The organism is Nesterenkonia salmonea, assembly GCF_005771525.1.
Lineage (GTDB): Bacteria > Actinomycetota > Actinomycetes > Actinomycetales > Micrococcaceae > Nesterenkonia > Nesterenkonia salmonea.
The window spans coordinates 34,383-50,933 of sequence record NZ_VAVZ01000026.1 but is presented as its reverse complement, the minus strand read 5'-3'; the positions used below and the strand labels follow the sequence as shown (position 1 = coordinate 50,933).

General features: G+C 61.2%; 15 protein-coding genes and 1 pseudogene. 2 read left to right on the top strand and 14 right to left on the bottom strand.

Annotated features, from left to right (window positions below):
* Positions 1-81 precede the first annotated feature (81 nt).
* Positions 82-1,404, bottom strand: a complete 1,323-nt coding sequence (locus FEF26_RS10115; RefSeq protein WP_166432995.1) for an ROK family transcriptional regulator — start codon at positions 1,402-1,404, stop codon at positions 82-84.
* Between the two features lie 196 nt (positions 1,405-1,600).
* Here FEF26_RS10115 and xylA point away from each other — a divergent pair, with 196 nt between their 5' ends.
* Positions 1,601-2,779: a xylose isomerase gene (gene xylA, locus FEF26_RS10110; protein WP_138253416.1), complete on the top strand. Its 1,179-nt coding sequence runs from the start codon at positions 1,601-1,603 to the stop codon at positions 2,777-2,779.
* 80 nt (positions 2,780-2,859) lie between these two features.
* Positions 2,860-4,302 carry a xylulokinase gene (gene xylB, locus FEF26_RS10105; protein ID WP_138253415.1) on the top strand — a complete coding sequence of 481 codons (1,443 nt, stop codon included), beginning with the start codon at positions 2,860-2,862 and terminating at the stop codon, positions 4,300-4,302.
* 21 nt (positions 4,303-4,323) lie between these two features.
* On the opposite strand, the gene FEF26_RS10100 is transcribed toward xylB, so the two are convergent.
* From FEF26_RS10100 to FEF26_RS10040, 13 genes and pseudogenes are all read right to left on the bottom strand, one after another.
* Positions 4,324-4,977, bottom strand: a complete 654-nt coding sequence (locus FEF26_RS10100; protein WP_138253414.1) for a hypothetical protein — start codon at positions 4,975-4,977, stop codon at positions 4,324-4,326.
* 26 nt (positions 4,978-5,003) lie between these two features.
* Complete coding sequence (locus FEF26_RS10095) at positions 5,004-5,690, bottom strand: response regulator (RefSeq protein ID WP_138253413.1); 687 nt, start codon at positions 5,688-5,690, stop codon at positions 5,004-5,006.
* The gene (locus FEF26_RS10090; RefSeq protein WP_138253412.1) at positions 5,687-6,898 is read right to left on the bottom strand and encodes a sensor histidine kinase; all 1,212 of its coding nucleotides are present in this window, start codon (positions 6,896-6,898) and stop codon (positions 5,687-5,689) included. The genes FEF26_RS10095 and FEF26_RS10090 overlap by 4 nt, the downstream gene beginning before the upstream one ends.
* A gap of 76 nt (positions 6,899-6,974) precedes the next feature.
* Entirely contained in the window at positions 6,975-7,739 is a 765-nt protein-coding gene (locus FEF26_RS10085; RefSeq protein ID WP_138253411.1) for a cupin domain-containing protein, read from the bottom strand.
* Positions 7,739-8,158, bottom strand: coding sequence for a DUF6807 family protein (locus FEF26_RS10080; RefSeq protein WP_138253410.1), 420 nt, complete (start codon positions 8,156-8,158; stop codon positions 7,739-7,741). Before FEF26_RS10080 ends, FEF26_RS10085 begins: the two co-directional genes overlap by 1 nt.
* Positions 8,159-8,162: 4 nt before the next feature.
* Positions 8,163-8,612, bottom strand: a pseudogene (locus FEF26_RS10075) (GntT/GntP/DsdX family permease); the annotation flags it as partial.
* Positions 8,613-8,707: 95 nt separating this feature from the next.
* Positions 8,708-9,682 (bottom strand): 3-hydroxyacyl-CoA dehydrogenase family protein, encoded by a 975-nt coding sequence (locus FEF26_RS10070; protein WP_138253409.1) that lies wholly within the window; start codon positions 9,680-9,682, stop codon positions 8,708-8,710.
* A gap of 52 nt (positions 9,683-9,734) precedes the next feature.
* Positions 9,735-10,703, bottom strand: a complete 969-nt coding sequence (locus FEF26_RS10065) for a sugar phosphate isomerase/epimerase family protein (protein ID WP_138253408.1) — start codon at positions 10,701-10,703, stop codon at positions 9,735-9,737.
* A gap of 195 nt (positions 10,704-10,898) precedes the next feature.
* Positions 10,899-11,882 (bottom strand): D-ribose ABC transporter substrate-binding protein, encoded by a 984-nt coding sequence (locus tag FEF26_RS10060; protein WP_138253407.1) that lies wholly within the window; start codon positions 11,880-11,882, stop codon positions 10,899-10,901.
* A gap of 47 nt (positions 11,883-11,929) precedes the next feature.
* On the bottom strand, positions 11,930-13,072 hold the full coding sequence (locus FEF26_RS10055; protein WP_138253406.1) for an ABC transporter permease: 1,143 nt from the start codon (positions 13,070-13,072) through the stop codon (positions 11,930-11,932).
* Entirely contained in the window at positions 13,069-14,682 is a 1,614-nt protein-coding gene (locus FEF26_RS10050; protein ID WP_138253405.1) for a sugar ABC transporter ATP-binding protein, read from the bottom strand. Before FEF26_RS10050 ends, FEF26_RS10055 begins: the two co-directional genes overlap by 4 nt.
* Entirely contained in the window at positions 14,682-15,353 is a 672-nt protein-coding gene (locus FEF26_RS10045) for a DUF2291 family protein (protein WP_243730519.1), read from the bottom strand. Before FEF26_RS10045 ends, FEF26_RS10050 begins: the two co-directional genes overlap by 1 nt.
* Positions 15,350-16,522: a zinc-binding dehydrogenase gene (locus FEF26_RS10040; RefSeq protein ID WP_138253404.1), complete on the bottom strand. Its 1,173-nt coding sequence runs from the start codon at positions 16,520-16,522 to the stop codon at positions 15,350-15,352. The genes FEF26_RS10045 and FEF26_RS10040 overlap by 4 nt, the downstream gene beginning before the upstream one ends.
* Between the last annotated feature and the right edge of the window lie 29 nt (positions 16,523-16,551).

Sequence of the window (16,551 nt, the reverse complement as noted above, 5' to 3'; positions counted from 1 at the left end):
CCAGGTCAGAGGGGCATTTCCTCTATCAACCCACCCTCATCAGCCCCTCCTCATCGGTGGATCAAGGCTAAAGTGTAGGCTTCAGCTGACGGGTACCCAGTCCTGGGGCGCTTCGACGACTGCTCGTAGGGCTCGCATCGCTCCACCACTTGTGGCTGGAGCGAGTCCGGTGCCCGATTCCCGCACGCGGAAGTCGGCCCAGTGTGATGCCAGGACTCGCCGCTCCAACTGCTCTTCGATGCGTGGCCTGAGCAGATCCGTCAGTGGACCGAACTCTCCGCCGAGCACCACGTCGTGGACATCAAGGACGTTCATGGCACCGGCGAGCGCGACCCCCAGTGACCAACCGGCTCGGTTGATGGCCTCGTTTGCTTTCTGCCCGGAGTCGTAGGGGTAGGCGTCAGTGGGTTCTACGAGCTGAATGAGGTCCTCCGCTGTTGCGGATGGCTCAAGTCCTGCGGCGGCAAGCAGCGCGTGCTTGCCTGCGTAGACCTCAAGGCACCCATTGGACCCGCAGCTGCAGGCGGGGCCTGAGGGCTCCACTGAGAGGTGGCCTAATTCTCCGGCCCAACCATGTGGGCCGACTTCGACGACGCCGTCGATGACCACCGCGGACCCGATGCCCATCTGAGCGGAGACGTAGAGGAAGGTTTGTTCTTCTCCATCGGCTTCGGTGAGTTCGTGGGCAACTGCCAGGGCGGCTAGTTTGGCCTCGTTGGCGACCGTCACGGAGTAACCGAACAGTCCGTCGGTGACGGGGGCGCAGAGCAGCTCGACGACGTCGACATCGGTCCATCCGAGGTTAGGCGCCAAAAGCAGCGAGCGCTGATCAGCGGCGACCAGACCGGGCAGGGCAAGCACGGTGCCTACCACCCATGCTCCGGTGGCGACGGCCTGTTCGGCGACTCGCACCGCTAGTTCTCCGGCTTCGTTGAGAACTTTCTTCGGTTCCGAGGACCGGTAGTCGCCTTCCACGATCGCTTCGGCAAGCACGCTGCCGGTGAGGTCCAGAACCCGGGCGGCCATGAAGTCCACGTTGACTTCGACGCCCAGCCCAGCCAAGGTCTTGCGGGCCGGTGTCAGTGGGACAGCCGGCCTGCCGCGGGATGGGCCGATTATTGGTGATCCTTCGCGGACGATACCTGCAGCCAGCAGATCATCGACGAGGCGGGAGACGGTGGACCGTGTCATGCCGGTGCGTATGGACAAATCGGCTCGTGACAGTGGCTCAGTGGACGCAAAAATCTCTTCAGTGATCAGCAGCAGATTGGCCTCGCGCAGACTTTCCTGCCGGGCTCCGGGCCGCAGTGCCTCGTCGTGCGGAGGACGGTCACGCCTCTGAGGGCGCAGGAAGTCGTGCTTAGCGGCCGCGTCCTCTGAGGTGTTTGAATTGGTGTTTCCCATGCCGCGGGGCACCAGGCCACGGGTGAGCGTGCGTCTGCCTAGACGCGCTAATGAGCCAGAACCGTTCCACATCACAGACTTGATCTTAGCCCCACCAGCAATTAGGTTTTATCTAGAAACAAAATGAGCGCCACATCACACCGTCGTCTGTCGGTGTACTGGTGGAGCATCCTAACAATCTTTATGGAGGAATCCCATGGCTTCTACGCCTGCTGACTACAAGCTGTCCTTCGGTCTGTGGACCGTCGGCTGGACGGCTCAGGACCAGTTCGGCTCGGCATCCCGCCCGGAGTTTGAACCGTGGGAGTACCTGCCCAAGCTGAAGGAAGCTGGCGCCTCCGGTGTCACATTCCACGACGATGATGTTGCCCCTTTTGGCACCGATGACGCCGAAAGGCAGAAGTACTTCTCCAAATTCAAAGAGGTCGCAGATCAGGTGGGGCTCAAGGTGGAGATGGTCACCACCAACACCTTCTCTCACCCAGTCTTCAAAGACGGCGGGCTGACCTCGAATGATCGTTCGGTCCGCCGGTTCGGTCTGCGGAAGCTGCTGCGCAATGTGGATCGCGCTGCTGAGTTCGGCGCGGAAACCTTTGTGATGTGGGGAGGCCGAGAGGGCTCCGAATATGACAATGCCAAGGACCTCAACGCCGCCCACGAACGCTATGCCGAGGGCATCGACACCGTGGCGTCCTACATCAAGGAAAAGGGATACGACCTGCGCATCGGCTTGGAGCCGAAACCCAATGAACCGCGCGGCGATATTTTCCTGCCGACTATCGGGCACGCACTGGGCTTCATCGCCCAGCTGGAGCATGGTGACATCGTGGGACTGAACCCGGAGACCGGTCATGAGCAGATGGCAGGGCTGAACTTCACACACGGGATCGCCCAGGCTCTGTGGGCCGGGAAACTGTTCCATATTGACCTCAACGGTCAGCGTTCCATCAAATATGACCAGGACCTGGTCTTCGGCCACGGTGATCTGACGTCCGCGTTCTTCACCATCGATCTTTTGGTCAACGGGTTCCCCAACGGTGGGCCCAAGTACGACGGCTGGCTGCACTTTGACTACAAGCCCTCCCGTACTGACTTTGTGCAGGGCATCTGGGATTCAGCGAGAGCCAACACCGAGATGGTCACCATGCTGGCAGATAAAGCCAAGGCATACCGTGCTGATCCTGAGGTCCAGGCCGCGTTCGACGCCGCCGGAATCTTTGAGCTGGGTGAGTCCACCTTGGCTGAGGGCGAGTCCATCAGCGATCTCCTGGCTGACACATCCACCTATGAGGAGTTCGATGTGGAGAAAGCCGCTGAGCGGAACTTTGGCTTCGTGCAGCTGAATCAGCTGGCGCTGAAGCACCTGATCGGCTGAGCTCTCTCACCGTTTGTGCCCACCCGCGTGGTCCGTAGACTTGTTCTGGATCACGTTCATCACGCATCAGAGGAGCTCCCGTGGCCCTAGTCGCCGGCATCGATTCTTCAACTCAGTCCTGCAAGGTGGTGATCCGTGATGCTGAGACCGGCAGGCTGGTCCGTTCCGGCTCTGCTCAGCATCCGGACGGGACTGAGGTGGATCCTCAGGCGTGGTGGGACGCGCTTCTGGAAGCGATCGATGCCGCCGGTGGAATAGACGACGTCGCTGCGGCGGCTGTCGGCGGTCAGCAGCACGGGATGGTGGCACTGGATTCCTCAGGAGAGGTGATCCGTGACGCTTTGCTGTGGAACGACACCCGATCCGCTGAGGCCGTGCAGCAGCTGGTCAATGAGTACGGCGGAGGGGACCAAGGCAAGGCCGCGTGGGCTCGGATGATTGGCTCGGTGCCGGTACCTTCTTTGACGGTGACCAAACTGCGTTGGATGGCTGATGCAGAGCCGCAGAACGCGCAGAGGGTGGCCGCAGTGGCACTGCCCCATGATTGGCTCACTTGGAAGATCTCAGGGTCGGAACGTCTGGAAGATTTGGCCACGGACCGCTCTGAGGTCTCCGGCACTGGGTATTACGATCCTGCCGCGGGTCAGTACCGGTACGACCTGCTGGGCTCGGCTCTGAGGATCTCAGAGGAGCAGGCGAGAAGCATCATTCTGCCCAAGGTGGCCGCCGCCAACGAGGAGGTCGGTACTGGCGACTCAGCGCGAGGGTGGGGTCACATTGTGCTGGGGCCCGGCGGCGGTGACAATGCGATGGGCGCCCTGGGTATCGGAATGGGCACCGGTGACGTTTCCGTCTCGATCGGCACCTCGGGCGTGGTCGCAGCAACGTCGCCGAAGCCGGTGCAGGACCCCAGCGGGATGATCGCAGGATTCGCCTCTGCTACAGGTGAATTCCTCCCACTTGCGGTGACACTCAACGGGTCCCGTGTGCTTGACGGAGCCTGTCGGATGCTCGGCGTTGATCACGACCAACTCGCCGAATTGGCCCTTGCGGCGCAGCCGGGTGCCAACGGAATGACGATGGTGCCCTATTTGGAGGGCGAACGGACCCCTAATCTTCCGCACGCTACTGGGTCTTTCATTGGAATGTCCTTGGCTTCAATGAATCCACAGGACATCGCCCGGGCTTCAGTGGAGGGGTTGCTGTGTCTGCTGGCCGATGGATTGGAGGCCATGACTGATATGGGCGTGCCGGTGAACTCAATTCAGCTGATCGGTGGAGCGGCTAAGAACCCTGCTGTGCAGCAGATTGCTCCGGCAATCTTTGGCCGCGACATTCTCGTGCCCGAACCTGGTGAGTACGTGGCCGACGGCGCCGCCCGCCAAGCAGCCTGGGTGCTCTCGGCTTTGCCGACCGCCCCTGAGTGGACTGCCTCGGAGGTGACCACATTCACTGCGGAGCCGACCCGATTCGTCCGCGAACGCTATGCCCAGCGCCGCCACCTTTTCACAGAACGCAGTTAACCCACAGTGTGCTGAGCTGAGTCAGTCGTTCACAACGGGAAAATCGCCATCGAGCAGCCAATGGTGGCGCAGTCGCAAGGCGCGTTCAATGCCAGCGGCCACCGCTGCGATGCTCAAAACGGTATTGGCTTCAGCCGGCAGTTCCACAGGGGAGGTGAAAGTCCCCGCCACGTCAGCGACGACATCGATCGATGTGACCAGTTCCAACACCTGAGGTGCGCCCAAGAGGAGGGCGATGAGCATGATCACTAGGCTCACTGCACCGATCCCACGGCTGAGCGTGGGGTGGTTAGCGTCAAGGCGGGCACGGAGCCCTTCTGCGGAGGCCTGGTCCGGTAGCAGCTGTTGCTGAAGGCCGGTCTCGGTCACATAGTGCATGCGTTTGAGACCGACGGTTGAGGTGGCGACCTCAACCAGCCCACCAGGCACTGGGAACGCCGCAGGTAATTCTGAGGTGGCCTCGTGCCGTCCGTTGAGGTAGAGATCAGCTCTGCCGTCCCAGTCAAAGTAGTCCACGGAGACCGCGTAGAACTGCTTGGTCCCGTCCTGATTGCGTAGCGGAAGGAAGAACAGCGACCTGGACAGCAGCTGCCACACCTTGAAGGGCTTCAGGGTATGCCCATCGCCAGGCTTGACCTTTTTCACCGCGCGTTTGGATCGACTGCGGGAGAACATCTGTGACTCACGTTCCTTCTGATTTCTTAGCGGCTCAGGCCCACTTCACGGGCGAAGACAGCAGCCTGCATCCTGGATGTCATGTGCATTTTGGCTAGCACACTGGAGACATGTGATTTCACTGTGGCTTCGGTGATGACAAGCTCCCGGGCGATGTGCGCGTTGGCTAATCCGCGGCCCAATGCGGCCAAGGTTTCGAGTTCCCGAGGAGTAAGACGTTCCACACCTGGGTGTTCGGGCTGCGGCGTCACCTCAGCCAACTCAGCCGTTGCTCTGCCTACAAAAGCGGCAAGGACCCTTCGGGTGACCTCTGGGGCGACGACGCCATCGCCAGCAGCTACTTGTCGGATAGCTGTGATCAGACCAGCGGGCTCCACTGACTTCAGCAGGAACCCTGCCGCGCCGGCTTGGAGCGCTCCGAAGACCACATCGTCTAGGTCAAAGGTCGTCAACATCAACACATCGGTGTCGGTCTCCGCAGTAATCTGCGCCGTGGCGGCGATCCCGTCAGTGCCCGGCATGCGTGCGTCCATCAGCACCACATGTGGCGCCAGCGCACGGGCCTGTTGGACGGCGGCTGAACCGTCGGCAGCTTCACCGATCACTTCTATACCGTCTGCGGTGTCCAGCAGCAGTCGTAAGCCAGCGCGGACGCTGGGATGGTCATCTGCCAGCAGAACGGTGATAGGCCCTTGAGGTTCGGGTGCGCTCATGATCGGCTTGCTTTCACCACAGCGTGCCGGGCCAACGGCAGTTCTGCCTGGACCGTCCACCGTTCCCGGGACTTACCTGCTGAGAACGTGCCACCGATGCTGTGCACACGTTCCCGCATCGCGATAATACCGGTACCTGTGCCCTGGTCGCTGACAGGTTCAGTCGCATCCCGAAGATCGGATTCGACGGTGAGCATCAGCTGGCGTCGAGCAGCGTGAACCTTTACGTCGACGGTGCCCTGCCCGTGGCGCAGCGCGTTGATGAGGGATTCGTGCAGGACGCGCACCAGCACAGTCCGAACACCTGCCTCAAGGTCCTCGGGCGGCTGCCCATCCACTTCCACGGAGAGTCCCTGCCATCGGGCCTCGGCGAGAACCCGATCCCAGGTAGTCTCGGTGAGCAGGCTCGTTGCGTCGTCGTCCTCGCCGCTCTGGCTGCGCAGCATGTGAACCATGTGGCGAAGTTCGTCCATCGCCTTGACGCTGGATGCGCGGATCACCCCCAGAGCATGCCGATCCCGTTCAGCCTCAGGTGGTGAGTTCAGGACAGCTCCTGATGTCAGAGCGATGGATGCGACCTGGGAGGAGACGATGTCATGGAGCTCGCGGGCCATGCGTCGGCGCTCGGCCTCCACGGCAGAGGCACGTCGGCGTTTCTGCTCAGTAATGAGCACACTATGCCGTTCCCCTTCAAGCCGGTGCCGTACCTGGTCCTCCACGAATGCCGGATATCCGCGGCGAACCTCAGCAGCCCACCACAGTGGGACCATGAGGATGGCTGTGGCCAGCAAGAGCATATTGAGCGCAGCGCCCAGCGTGTTGAATACCAATGCTGCCGCAACGAGTGAAACCACCAACACTCCCAAGACACGTTCGGTGGCTTTCACCCGGCGGGCAGGTGCACGAATCCCGTGGTTGTAGATCAGATCGGTGAGACAGATCAACACGCCAAGGCTGAGCCCAAAGCTGAGATCAACCGCGACGCAGGCGCAACCAAGGACCAATGCAACTGTGGGCCGTCGGATTTTCATCACCATGACACCGCCCATGGCTGCCAATGTCACAAGGTGCCACCTATGGTTCGGCTCCACGCCAAGTACGTCCCACCACGGCATTCCAGTAGGTCCAGCCCAACCGGCGAACACGCCCACCACTCCAGGCACCACGTAGGCCGCGGACTGAAGATGCGCTCGGTGGTTTCTCCGCACACCAGCTATTTGACCATGGGCTCCACAGTCAGGCACTCCCCCAAAGGGATGAAATTTCCTCGAAAGGGCGCTTTGTTTAGCCCCTCCACGTGGCGAGCCGGCCGCACATTCCGTACAGGCGAGGCGTCGTCTCCCCGCCAGCGTGGGGGCGCCCCCGGAGCACGGTCGCTTCAGCGAGATGCGCGCCGTCGCCACGTGCGAGTGCGTCCAGCTGGTGTTGAACTCGCCGGGTTTCTTCAGCCACATTGGCTTCGAAAATCTCTGCCCAGCGGTCCGTCTTGGGCGACACCAGTCGCACCGCATGCCCATACAGCCGCCCCATCGCCTGGTCGAGACCCTCGCGTTCGATGGCGTCGAGCAACTGCTCGTATCCCTCGATCGCAAGATCCCTGCGTGCCCGGGCAGCTGCGGCCTTGGCGTCGTCGTCATCGCCCTGAGGCAGGGCCACGGCGGCTGCGTATTTCTCCGGATCGGCGAGTATCTCATCGGGGAAGGTGAGCACCGCGTCCCCCGCCTCGGGCAGCCCCGCGTTGGACATCAGGACAGACATTTCCAGTCCGCCGTGGTTGACCAGCCGGTGCACTGTCCCGGGGGTGAACCACAGCAGCGACCCCGGACCCAGCGGGTCATGCGCAGGCCCTTCGGCGCTGACAGTGTGCACCTCTCCCTGACCGGCAGTGATCACATAGGCCTCGGTGGAGAGCGTATGCAGATGGGGTGAGCCCCCGTGAAGGCCATCTGGGGTGTCCCAGTCGTACACACACAGGTGACTCAGCGAAGTGCCGCCTGGAAACTTCGGCAGCGCCCGATCAACGGCGGGCCGTTCAGGGTGGGTTGTCATCAGAGCTTGTGCTCCTCCGCAATTGCTTTCAGTTCCTCGCCCTCAAGGACCTTGTCGATGAAGACGAACCGGTGATTCAATTTCAGGGTACCGTTCGCCGGCAAATGAATCTCTTGGTCGAAAGCCGGGGAAGGGCTGGCCACCGTGAAGATTCCGGTGCGCGAAAACCACTTGATGGGCGGGACATCACAATCGTCCGACTGGGACGTTCCCGAGAACACCAACACCGTGCCGCCACCATCGAGGTCGTCATGACCAGAGCTAAAGGCAATCCACTCGGCCTCCGTGCCCATGATGTCCGCTTCACCTTCGAGACCGGTGGACGATACTACGCGGCACCCAGTCCACGAGCGCGGCCCTCTCCAGAACCATCCGGTGTAACCGGCGCTTTCACGACCCGCGGTCGTGGGGCTGCCCAGGGCGCGCGTGCATCATCAGGAACGCGCCGATGGATGGAAGCACGTACAGCATGAATCCGCCCTGCAGACGCCGTGCGACCGTGTAGATGATCGGCAACATGACAATGAAGCCGGCATCGAGAAAGATGGGAAACGCGTACAGCATCGAGGCGACGCCCAGGGCTAGTGGGGCTCGATGCTCGCCGAACGTGTCCAGCATCTTGTCCGCCAGCACCTGTGCTCCGCCTGAGACTTCCACCAGGCGGCCTAGCACCGCGCCGAAGCCGACCAGCAGAGCCACGTTGCCCACTGTGTTTCCAAAACCGGTGACGACGACGCCGACGACTTCCTCGGCAGCGATGCCAGCTGCCAGAGCAGTCAGTATCGAGATGATGACGAGCGCGAAGAACGCGTGGATCTTGAACCTGATGATGAGGATCAGCAGAACGGCGATCGCGGCGGCGGCGATGGCCATTAGGGGCCCAGTGGACGGTTCAAAGGACCGGGCGACGTCGACGGAAAGCACAGGGACGGGAGCGTGAAGCGATGTGACTGTCATGGCCTCTGGGGTTACTTCCGACCCTGAGGTGCGGGCCCGAGTTCGCGGATCAGCTCGCCCATCTTGGCGTAAGCCTTGTTGCGGTAGGCAATCAGCGCCGCCTTCGTATCGTCGTCGAAGTCACCCGTCCATCCTTTGGAGTTCTTCACTCCGTGCCGGTCGGCTTCCACATTGTCGAGCAGCACCTGGGGCGCAGCCAGCCGCTCACCGTATGCCTCTCTGAGCGTGTGGAACCCTTTGGCGTAGACGTCCAAACCGGCCTGGTCGGCGATAGCGAAGGGCCCGAAGAACCCGAGGCGGAAACCGAAGGTGGTGCGCACAATGGTGTCCACATCCTCGGGCGTAGCTATTCCTTCCTCGACCACGTTGGCGGCTTCCTTGAGCAGGGCGTACTGCAGCCGGTTGAGCACCATACCGGGTGTATCGGCCACCTCCGCACCCTCTCGGTCAGCACGTGCCAGGAGTTCCTTGACAGCGGTGACCACGTCGGGAGTCGTTGCCTTTCCGGAGACCAGCTCCACCCCGGGGATGAACGGCGCGGGGTTGGAGAAGTGGACGGTGAGAAACCTCTCGGGGAACCTTACCGCCGGCGCTAGGACGCTGACTGGGATGGTGGAGGTGTTCGTCCCGATGATGGCGTCTTCCCGGGCGTGCTCTGAGATGCGTCCGAGGACCTCGCGCTTGACCTGGGGGTCCTCGATGACAGCCTCTTCGATGAAGTCGACCTCCGCCACTGCTTCTTCCAGTGTCCTGCCGGCTGTCATATTGGCCTTGATCGTAGCGGTGGAACCCGTAGCGTAGAGACCCTGGTCCTCGAACTGCTGAGCCTCCTCAAGTAGGCGCTGCAAGCCCTTGATGGATGCCTCCACGTCGACGTCGACGATCTCCACGGAGAAGCCTGCCAGGGCCAGGGACTGGGCGATGCCGCCGCCCATATAGCCCGCCCCGACAACGGTGACGGTAGTGATAGTTCTGGATGCGGTCATGACAGCCTCTTTCGTAACGTGGACTTCGGACGTGGGGAGGATCTGAACGGCTTCAGCTCCGGGGGAAGACTGCGCCCAGCAGAGGGCTCTTCTCTGCGGAATGAAGCACCTGCCGGATGTAATCCTTGTTCTCGGCACACACACCGATGGAGTCGGATCCGTAGTGCTCGCAGCAGAACGGGCCGGTGTAGCCCAGCTCCAGGGCGCGGCGGATAACCCTGCGGTAGTTCACGACCCCGTACTTCAGAGGCACCGGTACGGATGAATAGCTGCCGGTGGCCGGATCCTCATCGCGGGTGTAGTTCTTGATATGCCAAAAATTGCTGTGCGGCAGGACCTTCTCATACAGCTCGTCCGGGTTGTCTCCACCCAGAGTGCTCAGCGGCCGGTGAAGTCGGACAAAGTTGCCCAGATCAGGATTGAGTCCAACAGCGGCATGGTCTACATCTGTAATGAAATCCACCGCTGCGTCTGCCGTACCGATGAAGGTGTCTTCATACATTTCCAAGCTGAGCTGGATGCCATTGGCCTGAGCGTGGTCTCCCAGCTCACGGATGCGTTCAATCGCCAGCGGGCGCAGCGAGGGGTCATCGTGGTGTCCCTTTTCCAACCAGAACCATGTGGCCTTGCTTTGGGCAGGCGTGAGCGCCTGCATGAAGCCGGTGTTGACGATCGTGGCGCCGAACTCCACCGCAATGTCCATCAGCCGGTGCGCATCTGCGAGATTGCGATCCGCGTTGTGAGCGTCAACGACTGAGTTGCGTGTCATGGAGATCGAGGAGATACCTAGTCCCTCACCGTGGAGCACTTCTTTGAACTCGCGCAGTCGGTCATCGGTGAGTCGCTGCAGCGGCAGCCAGGCGTCAGTGGGGTCAATATGGTCGAAGCCGAGTTCTCGCATCTGCCTGAGACAGTCAGCCCAGTACTCTACGGGTGCCTCCCACACCGGGATTCCCTCGGGTGTCTCGGAGCCGAAGGCCAGCATATTGCCCGCAATGGGCCAGTTTTCTGCGGTGAACATCTGTTCCTTTCAAATGTGCGGCGCTTCCTATCGTGGTGTAACTCACTTCACAGTGTCAATTCTGAATGATCCCGCAACAATTCCCTGAAGTTCGGTGATGACACGGAGAAGGCCCGAGAGAGGCAGCTTTGAAACGCTGTCTCTCTCGGGCCCGCCACCACCTCCGAAGCCGGGGGCGTGAGCTGCTAACCTCGGTCAGTCGCTGAGGATGAAGTCATCCAGTTGGTCCACGTTCTCCTCAGTGATGAGGTAGCAGTCTAGGGCCACCTTTTCCTCATCGACGGGGTTCTCACCGGTCTGGATCACTTCATCCAGGACTTCCATAGCTCGTTCGGTGCCATCTGCGATCGGCTGCAGCACTGTGGCGACCATGGTGCCTTCGCGGACCGCATCGGCAGCATCGTTGTTCCCGTCAAAGCCCAGAACGGAGACTTCATCAATCCGGCCGGCCTCTTCCAGGGCGTTGATGGCGCCCAGTGCCATCTCATCGTTGCCGGCAATGACTCCGTCAATGTCGGGGTAGCGAGACAGCAGCTGTTCCATGGCGGTTTGGCCCTGCTGGCGGTCCCAGTTGGCGATTTCTTCACCAACCTTCTCCAAATCGGGGTACTGGTCCAGGACACTGGCGTAGCCGTCCGAACGAACCTGTGCGTTGTTATCGCTGGGGTTTCCGAAGAGCTCCACGTAGGTGCCCTCGTATTCCATAGCCTCGGCCCAAGCCTCAGCGCCCAGGGTGGCCCCCTGAGCGTTGTTGGAGACAACCTGAACCTCCGCGAGACCTGTTTCAGAGATCTCGGCGTTGACGAGCGCCACAGGAATGCCAGCATCGACTGCCTGCTCGACAATGGCGACAGACTCGTCAGCTCCAGCTGGATCCAAGAGAATGCCGTCCACCTGATTATTGATGGCGGTTTCCATCAGACTCGTCTGCTCGTCCGGGTCGTTGCCGTGGGCACTGGTCGTCGTGGTGTAACCCATCTCCTCGGCGAGGTCTTCAGCGATGGACACCTCAGCAGCCCAATATGGATTCGACGGATCGACGGTGATGATGGCAATCTCGCCACCCGAACCTTCTTCCCCATCACCGGCGCCATTGCCAGTGTCGTCCCCTCCGCAAGCGGTCAGGACCAAACCGGCGGCCGCAGTGGCCGCGATAGTGGATTTGATACTTCTCTTCATGGTGCGATTCCTCTCTGGAATTCGGCGTACTGGATTTCCCAGCACGCCTAGTGAACTTTCTGAGTGTCGGAGGGCTCCTCAGCCACATCCGCGTCGTCGTGCTTCTCGGATTCTCGCCTGGCCTGCGCAACGGCCCTGGCGTCAGCCCTGCGCCTCTGCACAATCTGTTGAATCTGGTCCATCGCTACAGCGAGGATGATGACCGCGCCGGTGATCACTGTCTGCCAGAACGGAGACACCCCCACAATCACCAAACCGTTGGTGAGGAAGCCGATCACGAAGGCACCGATGATGGTTCCGCGAACTGTGCCTCGACCGCCGGAGAGCGCTGCGCCACCGATGACCACAGCAGCAATAGCGTTGAGTTCGTAGAGGCTGCCGAGGTCTGCCGTCGATGATCTGATGTTGGCGATCTGCAGGATCCCGACCATTCCGGCGCACATTCCGGTGAAGATGTACACCCGGGTCTTGACCCGCTTGACTGGCACACCGGAGAGCTCAGCGGCACGCTCGTTGCTTCCTGTGGCGTAGAGCCAGCGTCCGAACGGCGTGCGAGTCAGCAGGATGGAGAAAATCACAGCCAGGGCGATCATGACCCAGGCAGAGATAGGAACTCCCAATGGATAGCTGGCGAAGATCGCAAACAGACCTTCGTTGTTGAGGCCTTCCTGACCTCGCAGCTCATTGGTGATGTTGGTGCCGCCCAGTAGCACCTGAGTAAGACCTCGGCCAACGTAGAGCATGCCGAGAGTGACGATGAACGGTGCGAGATTCAGCCGGGAGATCAGCAGGCCGTTGATCCAGCCGACCAGCATGCCCACTGCTACGGCGATGACCACGATGACCCATAGGGAGGGGTACATCACGGCGTCAGTCAGCGGCAGCGATACGCCTTGGAACAAATTGCCGGCCACTGCACCTGTGAGACCCACCGTGGAACCTACCGAGAGGTCGATTCCACCCTTCAGGATCACCAGCAGCATGCCCAGAGCGATGATCGCGTTGAAGGCGACATCTTTCGCGATGGTCGCAAGGTTTCCTGACGACAGGTAGTTGTCGTTCATCAGGGCGAAGATCGCGATGATGACGATCAGGGCCACCAGGGCGCGACCCTCCATGATGAGAGCCCCGAAGTTGATGTTGAACCGCTTAGGGCTCGCCGCGACGTCCGTCTCTGCCGTGGTGGTCATCCGTCTGCTCCATTCGTTGCGTGCGCACCGGGTGCTTCGGCGCTCAGTAGTTCGGGGGTGCTGTCCTCCGCGGCGGCCATGACGTCCTCACGTGTCGCTTCGCGAGGGTCGAATTCGGTGACCAAGTGACCTCGGCTCATCACCACGATCCGGTGTGAGGCAGTCAGCGCCTCACCCACGTCGGAGGTCACAAAGAGGACTGCGAGGCCTTTGCGTGCCTGTTTGAAGATCAGGGAGAAGATCTCTCCTTTGGCTCCGACATCCACGCCGCGAGTGGGCTCGTCCAACAGGAGCACTCGGGGATCGGTAAGGAGCATCTTTCCGATGACGACCTTCTGCGCGTTGCCACCGGAGAGCGAGGTGATCGGCGCCTGAGGCCCCGCCGTTTTGACGCCAATATCGGCGATCTGTTGTTTCACCCGCTCATTCTCAGCACCACGTTGTAGCAGACCGTTGCGGACCCACCAGCTGAGTCCTGCCAATGAAAGGTTCTTTCCCACAGACTGCAGCTTGATGAGCCCGTCGCGCTGACGGTCCTCCGGCACCAGGCCCATACCGCGCTGGATCCGGTCAGATATGCTCCGTCCGGCCATATCCTTGCCGTCCAGCATGATCCGTCCGCCGGCGACCTTGTCCCGGCCGGCCAGCGTCTCCATCAATTCGGTGCGCCCAGCGCCCATCAGCCCGTAGAGGCAGACAATCTCACCTTCGCGTACATCGAGGGAGACATGGTTGACCGGGAACTTCTCGCTGACCGAATCGTAGACCGAGACATCCTGAATCGAGAGCACCACATCGCCGTACTCACGCGGCTCGTCCCGGAAGTCATAGTCGGCTTCGCGCCCAACCATGGTGCGCACCACCCAGGGGAGGTCGATGTTCGCGGCGTCCTCCTTGGCTACCAGCTCGCCGTCCCGGAAGACCACCGCCCGGTCTGCGATCTCGATAGCCTCCTCCAGGTGATGGGAGATGTACACGATCGCCACATTCTGCCGTTTCAGCTCGCGAATGATCTTGAAGAGAACGTGCACTTCAGTCGTGCTCAGTGCTGAGGTCGGCTCATCCATGATGAGGATCCGCGCATCGGTGGAAAGAGCTCGGGCAATCTCAACGATCTGCTGCTGCCCGACGCGCAGATCCTGCACGTAGGTATCCGGCGAGATGGGCTCCTCGAGCCGCTCCATGACCTCACGGGTAATTCGCGACTGCTCGGCATAATTGATGCCGCGGACGGACAACAGCTCCCGCCCTAAGAAGATGTTGTCCCGAACTTTGAGGTTGGGATTGAGGTTGAGCTCCTGGTGGATGATGGAAATGCCACGCTCCACCGCGTCAGTGGTGGAGGCAAGTTCGATCACCTCCCCATCAAGTTCCAGGTGTCCTGCGGTGGGTTGCTCCACTCCGGAGAGAATCTTCATCAGAGTGGACTTGCCTGCTCCGTTCTCACCGAAGAGAACAGTCACCTCCCCCCGACGGACGTCGAAATTGACCCCTCTGAGAGCCCGTGTGACGCCATAGGTCTTGGAGATGTTGACCCCGCGCAGAACGACCTCTCCGGCCTGCTCAGTGTCACGGGTCTCACTCGTGGTGCTCGTATCCGCGGTGACCATCAGGAGCCCACTTCCAGGTTCAGCGGCTGGATGATGACAGGCCGTTCGTCGGCGCCTTCTGCGTCGGTCGCCACGTAGCGCATGACACCATCGACAGTGATGTCCTCGCCGACCAGTGACTCAGGATCTTGGCCGGCTGCTTCCTGGGCATCGGAGCGCAGCAGCGTGCTGATCTCCGTACCCACGCGCTGGTAGTCCGTCTGGCCCGGGGCGTCGCCGAAGCGGAAGCCTGAAATATCGCGAATAAGGTTGCCGTCCAGAGCGGTGCTCAGCGGAACGACGATCTGTCGGCCCTCGGGGACTCCTTCAACGGAGAGGATGAGGTTGTCGGCAGTCGCCTCCGCCACAGTGCCTTCGGCTGTGACCGCAAAGGCAACAGTGCCCTCGCTGACGGAAGCGGCGTCAAACTCCTCAGCCGCGGCCTCCGGGTCTTCATCCAGCGCAGAGGTGACATCGCCGAGCGGCGCCGGGCTCTCAGTCATCTCGGATTGGACCTGGGCGTAGAGCTCTTGGGCAGTCTCCTCAGGGTTGAACTGGTCAGGTGTGAGCGCCTCGACCTCTTCAGGTGTGAGGAATTTGGTGTTGAGCAGCATGGCAACGACGAGCACCAGCAGCGCCCCGACGCCGATGAGCCGCGGGATGAGTTTTTTTCGTTGGATGCGGGCGCTCACGCAGCATCGCCTCCTGCAAGATTGTTCGCCGATCCTGCCGGCACTGGACCATTGGGCAGAATGGACACTTTCACCGAACCGCCAGAGGAATCACCGACCAGGTCAAGTGCCTCCTGGAACCGCTCCAAGGGGAATTGGTGAGTGCAGATCTGCTCCATAGGCAGCTTGCCGTCTTCGATGAGCTTGATGGCCGCCGGCCAGCAGTGGGGCCCCAAGTGGGCTCCGAGGACGTCGAGTTCCTTGTCATCAGAGATGATCGACCAGTCCACAGAAGCTTTGTCTTTGAACACGGAGTATTCGATGAAGCGTCCGAACTTCCGCAGCAGGTTGAGGCCCTGCTGCACAGCTGATGGGTGACCGGTAGCCTCGATGTAGACATCGGCACCATAGCCGCCGGTGAGTTCCTTGACCTTCGCTACGGCATCGTGCTGGGAAATATTGATGGTGAGGTCCGCTCCGCAGGCTTTAGCGAGCTCGAGCTTTTCCTCCACCATGTCCAGTGCGATGACGCGCAGCGGGTTTTTCTGACGTGCACCTGCGATGGCTGAGAGCCCGATGGGTCCTGCTCCGGCGACCACGACGGTGTCTTCAAACTTGATGTTGGCGCGTTCCACCGCATGCAGCGCGCAGGACAGCGGCTCGGAGAATGCAGCGAACTGGCCAGGAAGCCCGCCGGCAACAAGGTGCGTCAGGGCCCGCTCAGGGACGAGAACATACTCAGCCATCCCGCCGTCAAAGCCCTTGAACCCGAACATGTCATGGGGTTCGCACATCCAGTACCCGCCACGGTCACAATAGAGGCAGTCATTGCAGGGGACAATCTGCTCGCAGGCCAGCCGGTCGCCGAGAGCCACTCCCCGGGTGCCGAGTGCTCCGTCTCCAGCAGCGACGACGGTGCCAACGAACTCATGTCCAGGAATGCGGTTTCTTTCAGCCCATGCTGGCTTATGCTCTCCGCCCCAGAACTTCTCGGCCCCGTGATAGCACTTCAGGTCTGAGGCGCACACACCGACGGCATCGGTGCGCAGCAGGAGTTCACCGGGTCCTGGCGTGGGAACGGGACGCTGTTCAAGCCGATAGTCCTCCGGGCCGTGGACCACAACAGCGCGCATGGTGCTTGGCACCTGGGCACTTGTTGCTGCTTCTGCCTCAGTTGAGGTGGTGGTCATGTGGTCGCTCCTCAGGTGCAGGTGGCCGG